At 37.6% G+C, this 18,535-nt stretch carries 15 protein-coding genes; all 15 read left to right on the forward strand.

The window, feature by feature from the left end; genetic code table 11:
• Positions 1-9 precede the first annotated feature (9 nt).
• Complete coding sequence (locus tag A8805_RS16980; RefSeq protein WP_109713353.1) at positions 10-1,986, forward strand: polysaccharide biosynthesis protein; 1,977 nt, start codon at positions 10-12, stop codon at positions 1,984-1,986.
• Positions 1,983-3,188: a DegT/DnrJ/EryC1/StrS family aminotransferase gene (locus tag A8805_RS16985; RefSeq protein ID WP_109713354.1), complete on the forward strand. Its 1,206-nt coding sequence runs from the start codon at positions 1,983-1,985 to the stop codon at positions 3,186-3,188. The genes A8805_RS16980 and A8805_RS16985 overlap by 4 nt, the downstream gene beginning before the upstream one ends.
• A complete protein-coding gene (locus A8805_RS16990; RefSeq protein WP_109713491.1) occupies positions 3,188-3,883 on the forward strand; it encodes a sugar transferase in 696 nt (231 codons plus the stop codon). Before A8805_RS16985 ends, A8805_RS16990 begins: the two co-directional genes overlap by 1 nt.
• A gap of 218 nt (positions 3,884-4,101) precedes the next feature.
• Positions 4,102-5,322 (forward strand): glycosyltransferase family 4 protein, encoded by a 1,221-nt coding sequence (locus tag A8805_RS16995; protein WP_109713356.1) that lies wholly within the window; start codon positions 4,102-4,104, stop codon positions 5,320-5,322.
• 90 nt (positions 5,323-5,412) lie between these two features.
• Positions 5,413-6,498, forward strand: coding sequence for a glycosyltransferase family 2 protein (locus tag A8805_RS17000; protein WP_109713357.1), 1,086 nt, complete (start codon positions 5,413-5,415; stop codon positions 6,496-6,498).
• A gap of 30 nt (positions 6,499-6,528) precedes the next feature.
• On the forward strand, positions 6,529-7,923 hold the full coding sequence (locus tag A8805_RS17005; RefSeq protein WP_181392888.1) for an O-antigen ligase family protein: 1,395 nt from the start codon (positions 6,529-6,531) through the stop codon (positions 7,921-7,923).
• Positions 7,920-9,044, forward strand: a complete 1,125-nt coding sequence (locus A8805_RS17010) for a glycosyltransferase (RefSeq protein ID WP_109713361.1) — start codon at positions 7,920-7,922, stop codon at positions 9,042-9,044. Before A8805_RS17005 ends, A8805_RS17010 begins: the two co-directional genes overlap by 4 nt.
• Positions 9,035-10,042 carry a glycosyltransferase family 2 protein gene (locus A8805_RS17015; protein ID WP_109713363.1) on the forward strand — a complete coding sequence of 336 codons (1,008 nt, stop codon included), beginning with the start codon at positions 9,035-9,037 and terminating at the stop codon, positions 10,040-10,042. The genes A8805_RS17010 and A8805_RS17015 overlap by 10 nt, the downstream gene beginning before the upstream one ends.
• Positions 10,043-10,062: 20 nt before the next feature.
• Positions 10,063-11,088 carry a glycosyltransferase family 2 protein gene (locus A8805_RS17020; protein WP_109713365.1) on the forward strand — a complete coding sequence of 342 codons (1,026 nt, stop codon included), beginning with the start codon at positions 10,063-10,065 and terminating at the stop codon, positions 11,086-11,088.
• Between the two features lie 6 nt (positions 11,089-11,094).
• Positions 11,095-12,558: a flippase gene (locus A8805_RS17025; RefSeq protein WP_109713366.1), complete on the forward strand. Its 1,464-nt coding sequence runs from the start codon at positions 11,095-11,097 to the stop codon at positions 12,556-12,558.
• A 68-nt stretch (positions 12,559-12,626) separates the two neighbouring features.
• Positions 12,627-14,450, forward strand: a complete 1,824-nt coding sequence (locus tag A8805_RS17030; RefSeq protein ID WP_109713368.1) for a hypothetical protein — start codon at positions 12,627-12,629, stop codon at positions 14,448-14,450.
• 22 nt (positions 14,451-14,472) lie between these two features.
• Positions 14,473-15,612, forward strand: a complete 1,140-nt coding sequence (gene rffA / locus A8805_RS17035; RefSeq protein WP_109713493.1) for a dTDP-4-amino-4,6-dideoxygalactose transaminase — start codon at positions 14,473-14,475, stop codon at positions 15,610-15,612.
• 24 nt (positions 15,613-15,636) lie between these two features.
• Positions 15,637-16,803 carry an ATP-grasp domain-containing protein gene (locus A8805_RS17040; protein ID WP_109713370.1) on the forward strand — a complete coding sequence of 389 codons (1,167 nt, stop codon included), beginning with the start codon at positions 15,637-15,639 and terminating at the stop codon, positions 16,801-16,803.
• On the forward strand, positions 16,800-17,756 hold the full coding sequence (locus tag A8805_RS17045; protein WP_109713372.1) for a glycosyltransferase: 957 nt from the start codon (positions 16,800-16,802) through the stop codon (positions 17,754-17,756). The genes A8805_RS17040 and A8805_RS17045 overlap by 4 nt, the downstream gene beginning before the upstream one ends.
• Before the next feature lie 18 nt (positions 17,757-17,774).
• Complete coding sequence (locus A8805_RS17050; protein WP_109713374.1) at positions 17,775-18,521, forward strand: SDR family NAD(P)-dependent oxidoreductase; 747 nt, start codon at positions 17,775-17,777, stop codon at positions 18,519-18,521.
• Positions 18,522-18,535: the final 14 nt, after the last annotated feature.

Below are 18,535 nucleotides of genomic sequence, written 5' to 3' on the forward strand. Positions count from 1 at the left end.
AAAAGAAATATGATAAAACTGTTTAAAAAGTGGGACCTTTCTATTGTTTATAAAGTGCTTTTGGTATTTTTGGACCTTGCATTTATTAATGTCAGTTCGTTTCTGGCATTGTGGGTCCGCTTCAATATGCATATTAGTGAGATACCAATTGAGTATGCCGATTCGGTGAAAGAACTGATTGTGGTGAATACACTTGTTACGGTTGCCATTTTTGCGGTATGCAGGCTTTATACAAGTTTGTGGAGATTTGCAAGCATCAAGGAGCTGATATATATTATTGAAGCCTGCATGGCATCGGTTTTATTTAATATTTTAGCTTATTATCTTACTTACAGGATTATATACAGAAGCTATTTTCCACTGTATGTTACGGCCTTGTTCCTGCTAACCTGCTTAAGCCGTTTTTCTTACAGGCTGGCAAGGCTGCTTTACCGCGGAAATATTCATGGGCGGCATGTGCGCAATACCATGATTATCGGAGCAGGAGAGGCGTGCAATGTAGTGATGAAGGAGCTGGAACTCAGCACAGAGCTGGACGCAAAAATCTGCTGTGTGATTGATGATAATCCAAGGAAACACGGAACCTATATTCATGGAGTGAAGGTAGTCGGCGGCAGAGAAGATATCCTCAAGAATGTGGAGAAATATCGTATAAATGAGATTATTGTTGCCATTCCCAGTGCAGATAAAAGAGAAAGACAGAAAATTCTGGAAATCTGCCAGAAGATTCCTGACTGTGAGCTGAAAATTCTTCCCGGAGTATATCAGTTAGTAAATGGGGAGGTCAGCGTTTCCAAGCTGCGTAATGTGGAAATAGAAGACTTGCTGGGGAGAGATCCTATACGGGTGACGACAGAGAAAATCGGGCGTTATGTATCGGGAAAAGCCGTGCTGGTGACAGGCGGAGGCGGAAGCATCGGCAGTGAGCTTTGCCGTCAGATTGCGGCAAACGGCGTGAAACAGTTGATTATTTTTGATATTTATGAGAATAATGCCTATGAAATCCAGCAGGAGCTGAAAGCCAAATATCCAAATCTGGATTTGATTGTACTGATTGGTTCTGTCAGAAACGGAAGAAAGTTAAATAGTATTTTCGCCAAGTACCGCCCTGATATCGTATATCATGCGGCAGCGCATAAGCATGTTCCGTTGATGGAGGACAGCCCAAACGAAGCAATTAAAAATAATGTGTTTGGAACGTATAAGACTGCATTGGCGGCAGACAGATACGGGGTAGAAAAGTTTGTCCTCATTTCTACAGATAAAGCAGTGAATCCGACGAATATTATGGGGGCATCCAAGCGGATGTGTGAGATGATTATCCAGGTGTTCAACAGGCGCTCAGAGACAGAGTATGTAGCGGTACGTTTTGGAAATGTGTTAGGCAGTAACGGCAGTGTGATACCATTATTTAAGAAGCAGATAGAAGCAGGCGGGCCGGTTACAGTAACCCACCCGGATATTATCCGGTATTTTATGACCATACCGGAGGCAGTATCTTTAGTACTGCAGGCAGGAGCCAGTGCGAAAGGCGGAGAGATATTTGTTCTGGATATGGGGCAGCCGGTACGAATTGTAGATTTAGCAAAAAATTTAATCCGGTTATCCGGATATACTCTTGGTGTAGACATAGATATCCGGTATACCGGTCTGCGTCCGGGAGAAAAATTATATGAAGAGCTTTTGATGGCAGAAGAAGGCTTGGAAAGTACGGAAAATCAGAAAATCCATATTGGGAAACCTATTGAATTTGATGAAAAGGAATTTTTAAAAGATTTGGAAGACTTATACCAGGCAGCATATGCGGAGACAGACGATATGAAATATATTGTCCATAAGATTATTCCAACTTACCGTTTAAGAGAAGCAGATATCCTCAGAGATCAGCAGATACAGGCATGTTGGAAAAAGGAATTTACAGACACCCGCTCCAAGCTGCCCAGTGCTTTTTTGGACGGAGGAACCGCTCATAAGGAGGATATATGAAAATACCATTTTCACCACCGGATATTACAGAAGAAGAAATTACAGAAGTAGCTGAGACATTGCGCAGCGGATGGATCACCACAGGCCCCAGGGCGAAGGAGTTTGAATGCAGAATTGCAGAGTATTGCCATACTAGAAAAGCAGTCTGTCTTAACTCTGCCACGGCCTGTCTGGAGATGACACTTCATGTGATGGGGATTGGCCCGGGAGATGAGGTCATTACCACTGCATATACTTACTCGGCTACAGCCAGCTGTATTTGCCATGTGGGAGCAATGCCCGTTCTGGTAGATACATTGCCGGGTTCTTATGAAATGGACCCACAAAAGGTGCGTGAGGCAGTGACGGAACGTACGAAGGCTATTATCTCAGTAGATTTAGGAGGTGTAATTTATAGCCGGTATGATGAAATTTTTCGGATTGTGGAAGAAAAGAGGCCTATATTTAGTCCCTCCAATGAAAAACAGGAGGCTTTGGGAAGAATTCTTATAATCGCGGATGCTGCCCACGCTTTTGGAGCCTGGAGAGATGGGAAGATATGCGGGCAGATTGCAGATTTTACCTGCTTCTCATTCCATGCTGTGAAGAATCTGACTACAGCGGAAGGCGGCGCTGTGACATGGTCACATGCAATTGCACAGGCGGGGCTGGATGAAGAGAAGTTATACAAAGAATATATGCTCCTTTCCCTTCATGGACAATCAAAAGATGCATTGGAGAAAACGCAGGCTGGTGCATGGGAATATGATATCGTGGCACCTTATTATAAATGCAATATGACAGATATTATGGCTGCAATAGGACTGGTACAGCTAAAGCGCTATCCGGAAATCCTGAAACGCAGGCGCAGTTTGATAGAGCAGTATAATAAAGGTTTGGACGGATGCCCTGTGGAAGTTCTGAATCACTATGGGGAGGATATGCAGTCCAGCGGACATCTATATCTTGTACGTGTGCTTGACAAAACCCGTCAAGAATGTAACAATATAATCAATGAACTGGCAAAATCTGGGATTGCATCAAATGTCCACTATAAGCCTCTGCCCATGCTGACAGCATACAGTCAGATGGGATTTGATGTGAAAGATTATCCAAATGCTTATGCACAGTTTGAAAATGAAATTACACTGCCGCTTCACACCTGTCTCACAGATGAACAGGTAGAATATGTTGCAGGTACATTCAGGAGATTAGTAATATGATACTAAATTGGGAACAATTGCCGGAATCTATGCGCAGCGATTCTGTGCGGCCTTATTATGAAACATTGAAAAAGAAGCAGTCCGGCCTTTATATGAAACGTGGCTTGGATTTCTTATTTGCGTTTGTCCTGACGGTTGTCTTGTCACCAGTCATGGCAGGTGTAGCATTGTGGATAAAATTAGATAGCAGAGGTCCGGTCTTTTACAGGCAGGAGAGAATTACACGATATGGGAAACCATATCGTATTTTCAAGTTTAGGACTATGGTTAATGGGGCTGATAAAAAAGGACCTCTGGTTACGGAAAAGCAGGACTCCAGAATTACAAGAGCAGGGCAGACTCTGCGCCGGTGCAGGTTGGATGAGCTGCCTCAGCTGCTGAACATTCTCCGGGGAGAAATGTCCTTTGTGGGAACAAGGCCCGAGGTAAGGAAATATGTAGCCCAGTATACAGGGGAAATGCATGCAACATTGCTGCTCCCGGCGGGGGTTACCTCCCGGACCAGTATCCTGTTTAAGGATGAAGATGTGCTGCTGGAAAAATACCAGAAAGAAACAGGAAAGACAGTGGACCAGGTGTATGTAGAGTATATCCTTCCGGTGAAGATGAAATACAATTTACAGTATTTGAAGCAGTTCAGCTTTTTCGGTGATATCAAGGTGATGTTTGAAACAGTTCTGGCGGTGTTAAAGTAAATATAGAAGCATCCATGTCACTAAGGCAGAAAGGACTAGGCTCAAGGAAACATCCATGTTACTAAGACCTGAAACTACCAGGTCAAGTCACCAGGATGTACTTTGCAGCGTAAGCTCTGAAAATACCAGCGCTAAGCAGCATAAGCAAGTCGGCAGGATGTACTTTGTAACTAGGGCTTGAAAGAACCAAGCCAAGTTACATAAGCAGGAGGCGTAAGATGAAGAAGATAGCAGTCATAACAATGGGCGTGAGGCTGGATGGAGAACCAGGGTATACCCGATTCCGATATCTCTGTGAATTTTTGACAGAGGCAGGGTATCAGGTGGACTTGATTACAACTACATTCCAGCATTGGGAAAAAGCTCAGCGTGATGTTAAAAAAATAAAAAAAGAAGATTACCCGTTTGGTTTGAAGTTCATCTATGAGCCTGGGTATAAAAGGAACGTGGATTTAAGAAGGGTACGCAGCCACCAGATTGCTGCAAAAAATCTGACAGCGCTGCTGGAAAAGGAAGGGAATTATGATTTGCTTTATGCAGAAATCCCTCCTAATGATGTAGCACTGGCATGTGCAGAATATGCGAAGAGAAAAGGCATTCCATTTGTGGCGGATGTGAATGATTTGTGGCCAGAGGCGATGAGGATGGTACTGGATATTCCTGTCCTCAGCAACCTTTTATTTTATCCATTGCAAAGGGATGCGGAGAAGGTATATTCTCTGGTATCAGGGGTTATCGGCACTTCCGATGAATACAGGGACAGGCCTTTTAAAAATCAGAAGAGAAATGTGCCAAAGGCCACCGTATATGTAGGCAATGAGATTGCTGTTTTTGATAAAGGGGCCCAGGAAAATGATATGGCTGTAGTGAAGTCCTCAACCGAGTTCTGGGTGACCTATGCGGGGACAATCGGAACCAGCTATGATATCCGCACGATGGTTTTGGCAGGGGAGGAACTGGCCAAAAGAGGGAAACAGAATATCAAGGTCAAAATCCTGGGCGGCGGACCGTTGAAAGATGAGCTGGAAGCGCTTGCACGGGGCAGAAAGATTGATAACGTGGAGTTTGTAGGATATGCACCTTATGATAAAATGGCAGCATATTTGAAAAAATCTGATATCCTGGTAAATTCCTTTGTAAGGAAAGCGCCCCAGAGTATTGTAACGAAAATCGGGGATTACCTGGCTGCCGGGAAGGCAATGATTAATACTTGTATGAGTCCGGAATTCAGAAATAAAGTAGAGACGGACGAATTTGGTGTGAATATCGAGCCTGAAGATGTGAAGATTCTGGCATATGCCATTGAAGATTTGTACAAAAATGAAGAGAAACGCCTGAAAATGGGAAAAAGAGCAAGGGAAATTGCAGAGGAACAGTTTGACAGGCCAAAGTCATATAAAAAGATAGAAGAGATGCTTAGAGCATTGCTTACAGTTTAGCCATGGGTACGATGCTGCTTTGATGCATACATCATTGAAAATTGCCATGGCCAGACTACAATAAAAAAGTAACAGTTGAGAGGTACTTTCATGGATACAGAAGAAGTTAAGAAGCCTTATTTTACAATTGTCATGCCTGCCTATGGTGTGGAGAAGTACATAGATAGAGCCATTTTGAGTATACAGAAGCAGACATTTGAAAATTGGGAAGTAGTGGTAGTAGATGACTGCTCAAAAGATAAGAGTGGTGAAATTGCCCGTAAGTATGCGGCAGGAGATTCCCGTATCCGGGTTATCCGGCATGAAATTAATCAGGGTGTGAGTGCTGCGCGAAACACAGGTACAAAGGCGGCGTCAGGAGAATATATCTGGTATATGGACCCAGATGATTATGTGGATGCTACGCTGCTGGAACAGGTATATGCCTCTATAGAGCGTAATCCGGCACAGGTCATCCTATTTGGGCATGTGGAAGAGTATTATGACAAAAAGGGAAATCTTCAATATACTCATTCTATTTGTCCTAAAGAATACTATTTTCAAACGTCAGAAGAGTTACGGCCTTATATCATTGAGTTAGAGCAAGAAACAATGTACGGGTATCCATGGAATAAGATTTATCTGCTTTCCTATATCCGGGAATTAAAACTGGAATATGAGAATGTAAAACTGATAGAGGATATTGTATTTAATATTAAATACTTTATGGATATTGAAACTTTGAATATTCTTCCTGTCACACCGTACCATTATGGAAAGAAAATGGAAGAGAATCTGACAAACAGGTTTGTACCTGATTACTTTGTGTTACACAGGCAAAGGATAGAAATGTTGTTTGATCAGTTTTCCTACTGGGGAATCTGTACTCCAGAGGTCCGAAGTATACTGGGGAGCCTCTATGCCCGGTATATACTTTCTGCCTTGGAACGAAATTGTAATAAAAATACAGGAATGAACCATGCACAGCGCTATAAATGGTGCAGAGAAGTATTCGCCCAGGGGCTATTTAATGAGCTGATTCCAATAGCGCGGGCAAAAGATAGTATACCGCTTCGCATTACACTGGTATTATTCAGATGGAAAAAGGTAATCCTCTGTTTAATAATGGGCCGGGGAATCTATATTGTAAAAAAGTATATTCCTATGGTTTATTCAAAGGTGAAATCAGGACGGTAAATGTGTGTGTTAAAAACTTTAAGGAGGATCATGAAGAAAAATAAAGGATTCAAACAGGTACTATTTCTTTTTAAAATATGTTATTTAATGTATGTATTACTGGCATTTAATGCGTTTGTAAACGGGACAGCCTGGATGAACAAGGCTTCGTATGTAATTACGGTATTGGGAATCGGGGGAATCCTGTGGATGATCTTTCGCTATAAACGATATAAAAAAGCATATAACGTATGGCTGCTCGGGGCTTTTGTGGTCAGTTACCTAATCAGTGCTGTAACACATCTTTCATATGGAGTGACAGAAAATGTGAAGGGTATGATTTGGCTTGTTCTTCCCCTTGTACTTGTCTATGTGGGGACATTTGATATGTCAGGCACGGAAATACGCCGGGAGATGAGAATTCTGTCTGGTATCTATATTTTTTATTGTACGATAGCTAATCTTATAAGTTTAAGCATGGTATATTGGGGGCGTATGTATGACCACATAGATGACATGGGAGTCGCCCATGGAATCGGTTACCGCTGGAATCGTCTGTGGGGAGTCTATGATGACCCAAATCATGGGGCAACCATTACCGTGATAGCTTTGTTTATGTTGATATATCTGTTTTGCTGTGCAAAAAAACTGTGGCAAAGGTGTGTGTGCATTCTAATTATTATTGTGAACTATCTCTATGTAGTACTGTCGGATTCCCGAACAGGTATGATATCTTTGGGAGGAGGAATTCTGCTTTACGGCCTTCTTCTGTTTTGTATGAAAATAAAGCAGAGAGCTCACCTGAAGCGGGCGTTCGTACCTCTGGCATGTGTAGTAGTGATAACCGGAATCACTTTTGCCAGTGATGCAGCTCTGAAATTAGCGTATCAACCTATTGAGCAGAAAATTGTACAACAATTAGAAGAAAAGAAGGAAATAGTTTCTCAGCCTAAGAATAATAAAAATAATGTGCGAAAAAGTGAATTGAAAAAAGATTACACCAATGGAAGAATGGAGATATGGAAAAATGGATTACAGATAGCACAAAAATCTCCTGTAGTTGGTGTCGGATATAGGAACATAGCTCAGTATGCAAAAGTGCATTTCCCGGAAGGATATCTTGCCAAAAATGATTCCGGTGTGAAATATGACTCTATGCATAATCTGGAATTAGACGTTTTAGTAGGACAAGGAATTTTAGGAATAACAATTTGCATTCTTTTGGCAGGAAATATACTTTTTATTTTATATAAGAAGGTACATCAAGTACCAGCAGAATATCATAGAGAGTTTGTGTTCTCGGCAACTATAGTAGGAGCCTTAGCTGTGGCAGGAACGTTTTTGTCTTTTATTTTCTATGTAAATGCACCTCAGAATATCTGCTTTTGGTTGTTCCTGGGATATGCGATGAGATTTTGTCAGATAGGAGTAGAGAAAGAGGCATGAGACGAATATTAGTTGGTTTCATCATGAATGGGAAAGCAGGAGGAATTGATAAATATCTATTGAATTTTTTAGAGTCTATATGTCAGGGAGAAATTCATGAGGAGGTACGGATAGACTTTTTGACCAATGAAATTGAAGAAGAATTAAGGCAATATCTGACACGATATAATTCGGAGTTGTATGCAATTGCGAGTTTAAAACATCCTTTGAAACAGTTTCGGCAAGTATGTGATGTTTTAGGGGAAAAACATTATGATATGGTATATCTCAATGTATCCACTGCAATTGATTGTGTTGCGGCATTTGCTGCAAAAAAAGCAGGAATCTCGGAACGGGCAATACATAGTCATTCCAGTGGAAATGATTGTGAAAGTGCGTTACAGCGTTTTGTATATAATATAGCACACCGGGTGTGTAAGACGTTTTTCTACAAAGCCGGGACCAGATTTTACGGCTGCTCTGTAAAAGCAGGAGAGTGGGCTTTTCCCAAAAAGATTGTGAGCTCAGAGCAGTTTGAGGTGGTTTATAATGCTGTAGACGGAAACAAGTTTCAATATAATCCTGCTGTAAGAACGGGAGTACGACAGGAATTAGAGCTCGGAGATGAAAGGTTATTTGTTATTGGACATATTGGTAATTTTTGTTACGTGAAAAATTATCCATTTTTGATAGAAGTATTTGAGCAAATATATAATCGCAATAAGGCGTCAAGGCTGTTACTTGTGGGAACTGGTGTGGAACTAGAGGATATAAAGAAAATAGTAAAAGAAAAGAAGTTAGAGAAAGTTGTACAATTTTTAGGCTGGAGATCTGATACAGAACGATTATATCAAGGAATGGACTTGTTCTTACTTCCGTCAAGGTTTGAAGGACTCCCCGTTGTAGGAGTAGAGGCACAATATACCAAACTTCCCTGTGTATTTAGTGACTCCATTACAAGAGAAGCTAAAATACAAGATCATTGTTATTTTCTTCCTTTAACAGATACTCCTAAGAAATGGGCAGAATTTATTTTACAGCATTCAACTGTGGACAGACATCAAATAAAATTGACTGAGGAAGCAAGTCATTATAATTTGGATACACAAAAAGAGCAGTTAAGGAGGATTGTATGCCATTAGTCAGTGTGATTGTAGCCGCCTATAATGTAGAACGCTACCTTGAAGTGTGCATCAAGAGCCTTATGAGACAGAGCTGGAAAGATTTGGAGATTTTATTGATTGATGATGGTGCTACGGACAGGACTGGAAAAATCTGTGATGAATATGCCAATATAGATTCCCGTATCCGTGTTATACATAAGAAAAACGGCGGAATATCAGATGTGAGAAACACAGGATTGGCACAGGCTTTGGGAAAATATGTCATGTATGTGGATGGAGACGATTATGTGGCAGAGAATTATGTAGAGGCTGCCGTTTCCTGTGCGGAGAAGCATCAGGCAGATATAGTCATCATGGATTTTGAGGAAATAGAAGAAGCTACGGGCAGGCGGGATAAATGGAGTATGCAAATTCCAAGGGATAGAGTAATGGATATAAAGCAAATTCCTGAGTTACTTATTACGGTGCCAAGTCCTTGTAATAAACTGTATAACCGAAATTTTTGGCAGAGCACAGGATTGATGTATCCTTTGGGCAGGAATTATGAAGATCTTACAATGACTCCTCGACTTTTAGTAAATGCAGCCCGGATTGTATATTTACAAAGTCAGCCGCTGTATTATTATATAGTACATGAAGGTTCTATTATGCGCAGCAGAAACTTTCAGAAGAGCTATATGGACAGAAAAGCAGCAATTGAAGATATCCTGTTGTATTTCCGGGAAGAAGGATTGTATGAAACATTTCGGGATGAGCTGGAATATCTTGCCTTTGAGCATGCCTATTTTATACCTATAAAGGAAATACTTGTATATGAGCCGAGAAGTCTATATTTAAGGGCGTTTAGGGAATATATATCTGAGATATTTCCCAAGGCTTCGAAAAATCCATATGTAAAGAAATCTTTGTCCTCAAAGGATAAAATAATGTTAAGACTAATGAAATGGAGATTATATGGTGTTATGATTATCTTGTCCAAAGCTCGCAGGCAGGTGGATATCATGCGTCATAAATAGTAACAAAGTGGAGGAGAGTAATGAAAAAAATTTTATCAATTGTAATTCCGTCCTATAACGTAGAAAAATATCTGGAGCAAACTTTGACATCCTTTGTAGAGACAAGCATTTTAGGAGATATTGAGGTACTGGTGGTGGATGACGGTTCTAAAGACAGTACAGCAGAAATCGGGAAAAGATTTGAAGAACAGTACCCTGAGACATTCCGGGTGATTTCTAAGGAGAATGGGGGACATGGCTCTACTATTAATAAAGGAATTGAAGAATGTACAGGAAAATATTTTAAAGTAGTGGATGGAGATGACTGGGTAAATACGTCAGGTTTTAAAATTCTTGTAGAAAAGCTCAAGTCCTGTGACGCAGATTATATTGTTACAAACTATTATGAGGTAGATGACCAGACCGGTGAGAAGACAGGAAGAGATTATGCCCAACTGAAGAAAGAGGGTATGGAAGAAAGCCGGTGGAATTTCAATGATGTGGCAAAAAGGGCACAGCCGGCCATGCATGCTCTTGTTTTCAGAAGCAGCATTTTAAAGGAAAATCAGATAAGATTGGATGAACACAGTTTCTATGTGGATGTGGAGTACGTTCTTTATCCCCTTCCCTATGTAGAATCTGTAGTTTATTTTGACTTGTATGTGTATATGTATCGACTTGCTCTCGTCACACAGAGTGTTAGTATACAGGGCTTTCGGAAACATATACAAAACCATATAGACGTTATCTTGCATTTAGCGGAATTTGCTGAGAAATATAAGAATTCAGCAACCGAAGAAAAACAAGTTAAGGTGGATTTTATTGGAAAACGGATTGCACAAATGGTGGGGGACCAGATTACTATTTTTATGAGTTATCCCACTGGAGATAAAGAGAATAAAGCTAAGTTTTTGCGATTTGATAAAGATCTAAAGGAAAAGAGTGAATGGATATATAATCTGTCTTCTTATGAGAGTGGAACACTAAGGATTTTGAGGAAGATGAATTTTAATGGGTATAAACTTATTATGGGAGCAGGTCAGAAAAGGAATGGCATGGAAGGGTAGCTTAATATGAAAATTAGATCTGTAAGATTCAACTTTATTATGAATTTCATATTGACTGCATCATCAATTATCTTTCCATTAATTACTTTTCCATATATCTCCAGAGTTTTGCAAGCAACTGGAAATGGGAAGGTTGCGTTTGTCACTTCTGTGCTGACGTATTTTACAATGTTTGCAAGTTTAGGTATTCCAACTTATGGAATACGGGCATGTGCAAAAGTACGGGAAGACAAAGAAAAACTATCACATACGGTTCAAGAATTACTGATTATCAATACGATAACGATGCTTTTCACATATATCGTATTTGTAATTTTGTTACACGTTATTCCTGAATTTGCAGTAGAGAAGGAATTGATGTGGATTAATAGCATTAGTCTCGTGTTAAATATTTTTGGAGTGAGTTGGCTGTATAATGCATTAGAACAGTATGCTTATATAACAATATGTTCCCTTGTTTTTAAGGTGATTTCTATTATCATGATGTTTGCCTGGGTGAAGAATCCGGAGGACTATGTGAAGTATGGAGCAATCACAGTATTTGCAGCATCCGGGTCTTATGTAATGAACTTCATTAATATGCATAGATATGTATCGTTGCGAAAGACAGGGACATATAACTTCAGGCAGCATTTAAAACCAGTTGGTATTTTTTTTGCAACATCTGCGGCTATCAGTGTATATACAAATCTTGATGTGGTGATGCTGCGTTTTATGAAGGATGATGCAGAAGTTGGTTATTACAATGCGTCTATTAAAGTAAAAACGATTCTGGTAAGTCTGATTACTTCACTGGGCACAGTGCTTTTGCCCAGGCTGTCATTTTATGTACATACAAAAGATAAGGCTGCGTTTCACAGTACAATTGTCAAAGCCTTTAATTTTGTACTCGTGTTAGCGACATCTGTGACAGTATACTTTATGCTGTTTGCAAAAGAAACTATTTTAGTGCTCTCTGGGGAAGGATATGCCCCGGCTGTAATGCCAATGTTCTTATTAATGCCGACAGTATTGTTTATAGGGCTTTCTAATATAACGGGAATACAGGTATTAGTTCCTATTAATAAAGAGAAGAAAGTACTGATGTCAATTATGTATGGGGCAATTTTAGACTTTATACTTAATCTGATATTGATACCAGAATATGGAGCTTCAGGAGCAGCGTTTGCTACGTTAATAGCTGAAGTGGTTGTATTTATTGTACAGTGCATCTATTTGAGAGATATGCTAAAAGCAATTGTAGGTGAATTGAGTATTGTGAAAGTGCTGGCTGCAGTTACGTGCAGTAGTGTTGTTGTAATATGGATTAAAGGTGTATTGATTTTATCACCGTTTTTCATTATTAGCATAACAGGAATTATATTTTTTGTGGTATATTTCTCTTTGCTGTTATTAATGCGAGAGAAATTTATAATGAGTGTTTGGAATTCCGTATGGGAGAGAGTGAAGGAAATTTCAAAGAAAAGATAAAGCAACGAAAATAATTATAAAATCAATAAAATGCTGTGAACATTAAGTAAAAGATGTGGAGGGGAAAGATGGCTGCAGGAGGGACAAGATATTGGATAGATATAATACAAAAAGGAATAAAACGTATCTGGAAATGGGCGGGAAATTATAATCTGTTAACTGCAATCTGTATTAATGTTATTTTTTTGTCTCTCGTACTTACATTTTGTGAAGTAAAATATGAAACATCAGATGATTATATTATGGCTGCAATTATGGCAGGGGCCTATAATGGAACTCCAAATCCGCATATGATATTTATTAATATCTTATGGGGATATCTTCTATTACCATTTTATAATCTGATTCCTCAAATTAGTTGGTATTTAATCTCCCAATTGGTTCTATGTTTCTGTTCTTTTACAGTCGTGACATATTTATTGCTAAAAAGGCTGAATATGATAATGGGAATTATGCTTTCTATCCTATTCATAACTTTTTTTTCTGATGATGCCTACATTGTGGTTCAATTTACAAAGACGGCTATCCTGGCTGTAATGTCAGGTAGTATTTTGTTTCTTTATGCATTATTTCACAGAGGTATTAATAGAAAAAGAGAGATGATTTTAGGAGCACTCCTTATTTTGGTGGGTAGTTTGGTACGATTTAATGTAATTTATATAGCAGGTGGATTTTTGCTACTAATATTAGTAATTGAATTTATTAATATGTTTTGGATAAAAAAAGATGGAAGTTTTAGAAAGGTGATGAAGATTATCATCATTGGATCTGTACTGATAGGTACAGTTTTTGGGGCAAAAGAATTAGATGAATTTATCTATAAATGTGATGTGGGGTATTCTTATTTTAGAGATTATGGAAATGCAAGGGGGAACATTGTAGACAAAAGAGATCATGGTTATGTGGTAAATGCAGAAGAATATCAGAAAGCTGGTTTATCTGAAAATGATTACAGGTTATTGAGAACATGGAACTTTGGTGATCCTGATTTTTATACGTTGGAGCGTATGAATGAGGTGAAAAAAATAATTGATGATTATCAATCCACATTAGATGTGGACAGAGATGCAGTAAAATATGAATTGAGGAGCAGAAACTATTGGTCATACCCTTCTTTGTGGGCCTGCTTTATTTTGTTTTTAATTAGTATTTTTTTAAATAAAAGATATTGGTGGGTTTCTATTTTTTCGACAGGATGCGGATATTTTTATTTGTACTATTTTGTTTCTAGTGCAAAAACAGTGTACAGAATAGAATATGCGGTATTCTTATGCATTTTTTTGACAGGTATTTACTTTTGGGATGAGAGAAATTGTCGAGAATTGAAAAACAAATTGGAAATCTTTAATATATGTGTTATATTAATAATGTTATTATGCATATACCAAGTACCAACATATCGTCTAAACCGCTGGGCAGAATATATCTATGGTGAAGAATACAAAAGTCATGTAGAAGATAATTTTTTCAATTCGTGGGATTATGACAGCAGACGATACAGATGTTCTGTTTATAATAAAGAAGCATTTTCACAACTTCGTGGAGAAGTGGAAGAAAACACAGATGGTTTTTATTTTTTTAATTTTAGTACAGGAATTCAAACTTTATATTTATCTGCAAACCCATGGAAAGATGAGCAAAAAAGTTTCTGGAAGAACTCTTCATATTTGGGCGGCGTGAGTGTGAATTTTCCGGACGAATTAGAGCTACTAAAAACGAAAAATGTAAAAAATCCGATAAAAAGTCTTGTAAATGAAAACGTTTATTTAGTTGATAACTTCTATCAGAAAGAAATATTAAAATATATTCAAGAACATTATTATCCAGAGGCAAGGATGGAATTATATAAACAAATTGACGGATTTCAAATTTGGAAATTTTACAGAGATTGATAAGGGAAATGGAGAAACGAGGATGATAAGCTTTAATGTACCGCCAGTTATAGGAAAAGAACTGATTTATATTGAAGAAGCTATACGTTCACAGAAAATTTGTGGAGATGGGGATTTCACAAAACGATGTTCGAAATGGATGGAAGAAACTACAAGAACTTCAAAGGCATTACTCACAACTTCTTGTACACATGCGATGGAATTGGCGGCAATTTTAGCGAATATACAACCGGGGGATGAGGTGATTATGCCATCATATACTTTTGTGTCAACTGCTGATGCATTTGTATTACGTGGAGCAAAAATTGTTTTTACAGATATCAGACCAGATACTATGAACATAGATGAAAAATTAATTGAAGAAGCAATAACAGAAAGAACGAAAGCTATTGTTCCAGTACATTATGCGGGTGTAGCCTGTGAGATGGATACAATATATGATATTGCAAAAAGACACAACCTATATGTAATTGAGGATGCGGCACAGGGGATGATGTCTACTTATAAAGGTCGATCTTTAGGAACTCTTGGTGATTATGGTTGTTACAGTTTTCATGAAACTAAAAATTATAGTATGGGAGAAGGGGGGGCTTTATTAATACAAAACCCTGATAATGTAATACGAGCAGAAATTATTAGAGAAAAAGGCACTAACCGTAGTCAATTTTTTAGAGGGGAAATAGACAAATACACATGGATGGATGTAGGTTCTTCTTACTTGCCAAGTGAATTGAATGCAGCATATCTTTGGGCACAGTTAGAGAAAGCAGATGATATATATCAAAACCGAATGAAATCATGGCAATTGTATCACGACAATTTAAAAAGATTGCAGGAAGAGGGCACTATTGAATTGCCAAAAGTACCTAATGAGTGCGTACATAATGCACACATGTTTTACATAAAGGCTAAAAATTTAGAAGAGAGAAGCAATTTGATACATTACTTAAAAGGGAAAAACATAAATTGTGTATTTCATTATATCCCGTTACATTCGTCCCCAGCCGGGAAAAAATTAGGGGTATTTCAAGGTGAAGATAAATATACAACAAAAGAGAGTGAACGATTGATGCGCCTTCCGCTATATTATGGCTTAGGAGGGGATGCAGTAGAGTATATTGCTGAACAAATTAGAAATTTTTATAAAGATTATAAAAAGTAGGGTTGAAATATAATGGAGAAACTAATGAAACCTAAAGTAGCTATTATTGGAGCTAATGATTTTCAAAATCAATTAATAACTAAAGCTAAAGAAAAAGGATATGAAACACATGTTTTCGCATGGGAATGTGGTGACGTGGGTGAAAAAAATGCTGATTATTTCTATCCTGTAAGTATAGTTGAGAAGGAAGAAATATTAGAAATATGTAAGAAAATACAACCTATAGGAATTATTTCTATTGCGTCTGATTTAGCAAGCATAACAGTTAATTATGTGGCGGAAAAATTGGGATTAATTGGGAATGGTATAGAAAGCACTATATTGTCCACCAATAAGCACAACATGCGTGTGATTTTTGAGAAAAACGAAATCCCCTCTCCTAAAAGCATTCTGGTTGAGAACGAGCAGGGAAGCAAGGACTTAAAATGCACTTTTCCAGTAATTGTTAAACCTACGGACCGTTCTGGGAGTCGGGGAATATATAAAGTTGAAGCTTTAAAAGATTTAGAGTTTGCTATCAGAAGAGCATTACATGAATCTTTTGAAAAAAGGGTTTTAGTTGAGGAATTTGCAGAGGGAGAAGAGTATAGTGTAGAATATATATCATATAATGGAAGCCATTACTTTCTGGCATTAACCCAAAAATATACAACAGGATCACCTAAATTTATTGAAACAGGTCATTTAGAACCCGCTGAGATAGATGAAAAAATAAAAGAAGATATCTTCAAAATTGTAGAAAAATCTTTAGATGCCCTTAAGATTAAGAATGGAGCTTCACATTCTGAAGTTAAAATTGATAAGAGAGGAAATATAAAGGTCATAGAGATAGGTGGAAGAATGGGGGGGGACTGTATAGGCTCTGATCTTGTAGAACTTTCAACAGGATATGATTTTGTAGGGCTAGTGCTTGATATAGCATGTGGGAAACAGTTGATTTTGGACAAAAAGAAAGTACCCCAATATTCTTTTGTTAAATTTATATTTAATAAAATGGATGTTGATAATATGATAATGATTCAAGAGAGATATCCTGAGATAGTACATAGGATTAGTAGAATTGAAGATATGGATAATGATAAAAATATAGATGATAGTTCTCAAAGGCTTGGATATTATATTTTTTCAACCCCCGACAAAGGTAAGATGCAGGAAGTCATAAATTTGCTTTATGGAATAGGTGAGAAATGAAAAAAGTAAACATTATTTTATCTACATATAATGGTGAAAAATATTTACCGATTCAAATGGACAGCCTTTTGAACCAATCTTATCCTAATATAACTATTTATATTAGAGATGATGGATCATCAGATGGTACATTAAGAATAATTAAAGAGTATCAAAGACAACAAGGTAATAAGAAAATAATATTATTGGAAGATAACGAGGGGAATTTAGGATATGTAAAAAGTTTTATGAAAATAATACGCAATTGTGATCCTGCAGATTATTATGCCTTTTGTGATCAAGATGATTATTGGTTGTCTGATAAGATTGAACGAGCTGTACAACATTTGAGCTCTCTGGAATCGGATAAATGTTTATTATACACATCTGCCTATGCAGTATGTGATAGTAAATTGAATGTTATAGATTCAGGGCACGAACCCATGCCATTAGAAGAATTAAGTGTAGGAAAATCTTTGTCCTTATATGATGGAGGTTGGCTATTAGGATTTACATGTGTAATAAATGATGAATTGAGAATTAAAGCTTTTAATAATGAAATAACGGACATGTATAGTCATGATATATGGGTTCAAGCAGTTGCAGTGGCAATGAAGGGGATTCAGGTTTATGATAAGAAGGTAACGGCCTATTTTAGACGCCATGAGAATACCACTTCTGTTGCCGAGACAGGGATGGCAAAGTCTGTTCTAGATGCATGGAAATATAGATGGAATGAAACTTTTGGAAATGGCAAGATGTTTGAACGGCTGAAATCTGGAGTAGTATCTTTTCATAGTGCATTTATGCAAGATGTTACCCAAGAGGAAGATATACTTTTTTTAAAGTTGTTTGTGGGTGATAAGGGGAAGTTGATTAAAAGAATAAAGAAAGTTTTTTATCCATATCGATTGAAAAAAGGGTTTTTTGTAGAAATTGCATGGAGATTTGCAATTTTACTGGGGAAAATATAATAAAGTTGGAGTGCTATTATGAAAGTATGTCAAAGTAAAAATTATTTGGTTACTGGCGGGACATCGGGAATTGGACTGGCAGTTGCAAAAAAATTGGCTAGTGTAGGCGCAAGAGTAATTATTATTTCTAATAATGAAGAAAAATTGAAGAATGCAATTCACGTTATAAAAGGAGATTCAAATCTTTACTTTAAATATAATTTAGAGGACACAAGAAATATAAGCAGTATATTTGAGTTTCTGCATTCTAAAGAAATAATTCTCGATGGAATGGTACATTGTGCAGGTATAGCACCATTATGCCTTATTCAAGATAATACTGTTGAATTAATGGAATCTGTTTTTAATGTTAATGTATTTTCATTTCTAGAACTGGTGAAATATTATCAGCAAGAAGAAAATTCTAAAGCAAATACTAAAATTGTTGCCGTTTCATCAATAACTGCAAAAGGTGCAGGATATAGGCAAACCTTATATGGTTCTTCAAAAGCAGCATTATCTTCATCAGTTAAATTGATGGCAAAGGAACTGCTTAATAGGAATATTCATATTAACACAATATCGCCGGGAGTATGCGATACAGAATTGTTAAATAAATTAAAGTACGAATCAGAAAATTTAGAGGATAAAATTATGCAGTCACAAAGCTTAGGAATTATATCTCCAGAAAAAGTGAGTGAGGCTATTTTATTTCTGCTATCAGACGCAGCGGACTATTTAACTGGTACCGATTTGATATTTGATGGAGGAGCATTTTTAAAATAAAATGCAATAAAAAA

Origin of the sequence: Faecalicatena contorta, assembly GCF_003149105.1 — a bacterium.
GTDB lineage: Bacteria > Bacillota > Clostridia > Lachnospirales > Lachnospiraceae > Muricomes > Muricomes contortus_C.

Coding starts and splice junctions, on each gene's coding strand:
- A8805_RS17025 (WP_109713366.1), top strand. CDS start 11,095: ATGAAAATTAGATCTGTAAGATTCAACTTTATTATGAATTTCATATTG.
- A8805_RS17030 (WP_109713368.1), top strand. CDS start 12,627: ATGGCTGCAGGAGGGACAAGATATTGGATAGATATAATACAAAAAGGA.
- A8805_RS17040 (WP_109713370.1), top strand. CDS start 15,637: ATGAAACCTAAAGTAGCTATTATTGGAGCTAATGATTTTCAAAATCAA.
- A8805_RS17015 (WP_109713363.1), top strand. CDS start 9,035: ATGCCATTAGTCAGTGTGATTGTAGCCGCCTATAATGTAGAACGCTAC.
- A8805_RS17050 (WP_109713374.1), top strand. CDS start 17,775: ATGAAAGTATGTCAAAGTAAAAATTATTTGGTTACTGGCGGGACATCG.
- A8805_RS16985 (WP_109713354.1), top strand. CDS start 1,983: ATGAAAATACCATTTTCACCACCGGATATTACAGAAGAAGAAATTACA.
- A8805_RS16995 (WP_109713356.1), top strand. CDS start 4,102: ATGAAGAAGATAGCAGTCATAACAATGGGCGTGAGGCTGGATGGAGAA.
- rffA (WP_109713493.1), top strand. CDS start 14,473: ATGATAAGCTTTAATGTACCGCCAGTTATAGGAAAAGAACTGATTTAT.
- A8805_RS16980 (WP_109713353.1), top strand. CDS start 10: ATGATAAAACTGTTTAAAAAGTGGGACCTTTCTATTGTTTATAAAGTG.
- A8805_RS17045 (WP_109713372.1), top strand. CDS start 16,800: ATGAAAAAAGTAAACATTATTTTATCTACATATAATGGTGAAAAATAT.
- A8805_RS17020 (WP_109713365.1), top strand. CDS start 10,063: ATGAAAAAAATTTTATCAATTGTAATTCCGTCCTATAACGTAGAAAAA.
- A8805_RS17000 (WP_109713357.1), top strand. CDS start 5,413: ATGGATACAGAAGAAGTTAAGAAGCCTTATTTTACAATTGTCATGCCT.
- A8805_RS17005 (WP_181392888.1), top strand. CDS start 6,529: ATGAAGAAAAATAAAGGATTCAAACAGGTACTATTTCTTTTTAAAATA.
- A8805_RS17010 (WP_109713361.1), top strand. CDS start 7,920: ATGAGACGAATATTAGTTGGTTTCATCATGAATGGGAAAGCAGGAGGA.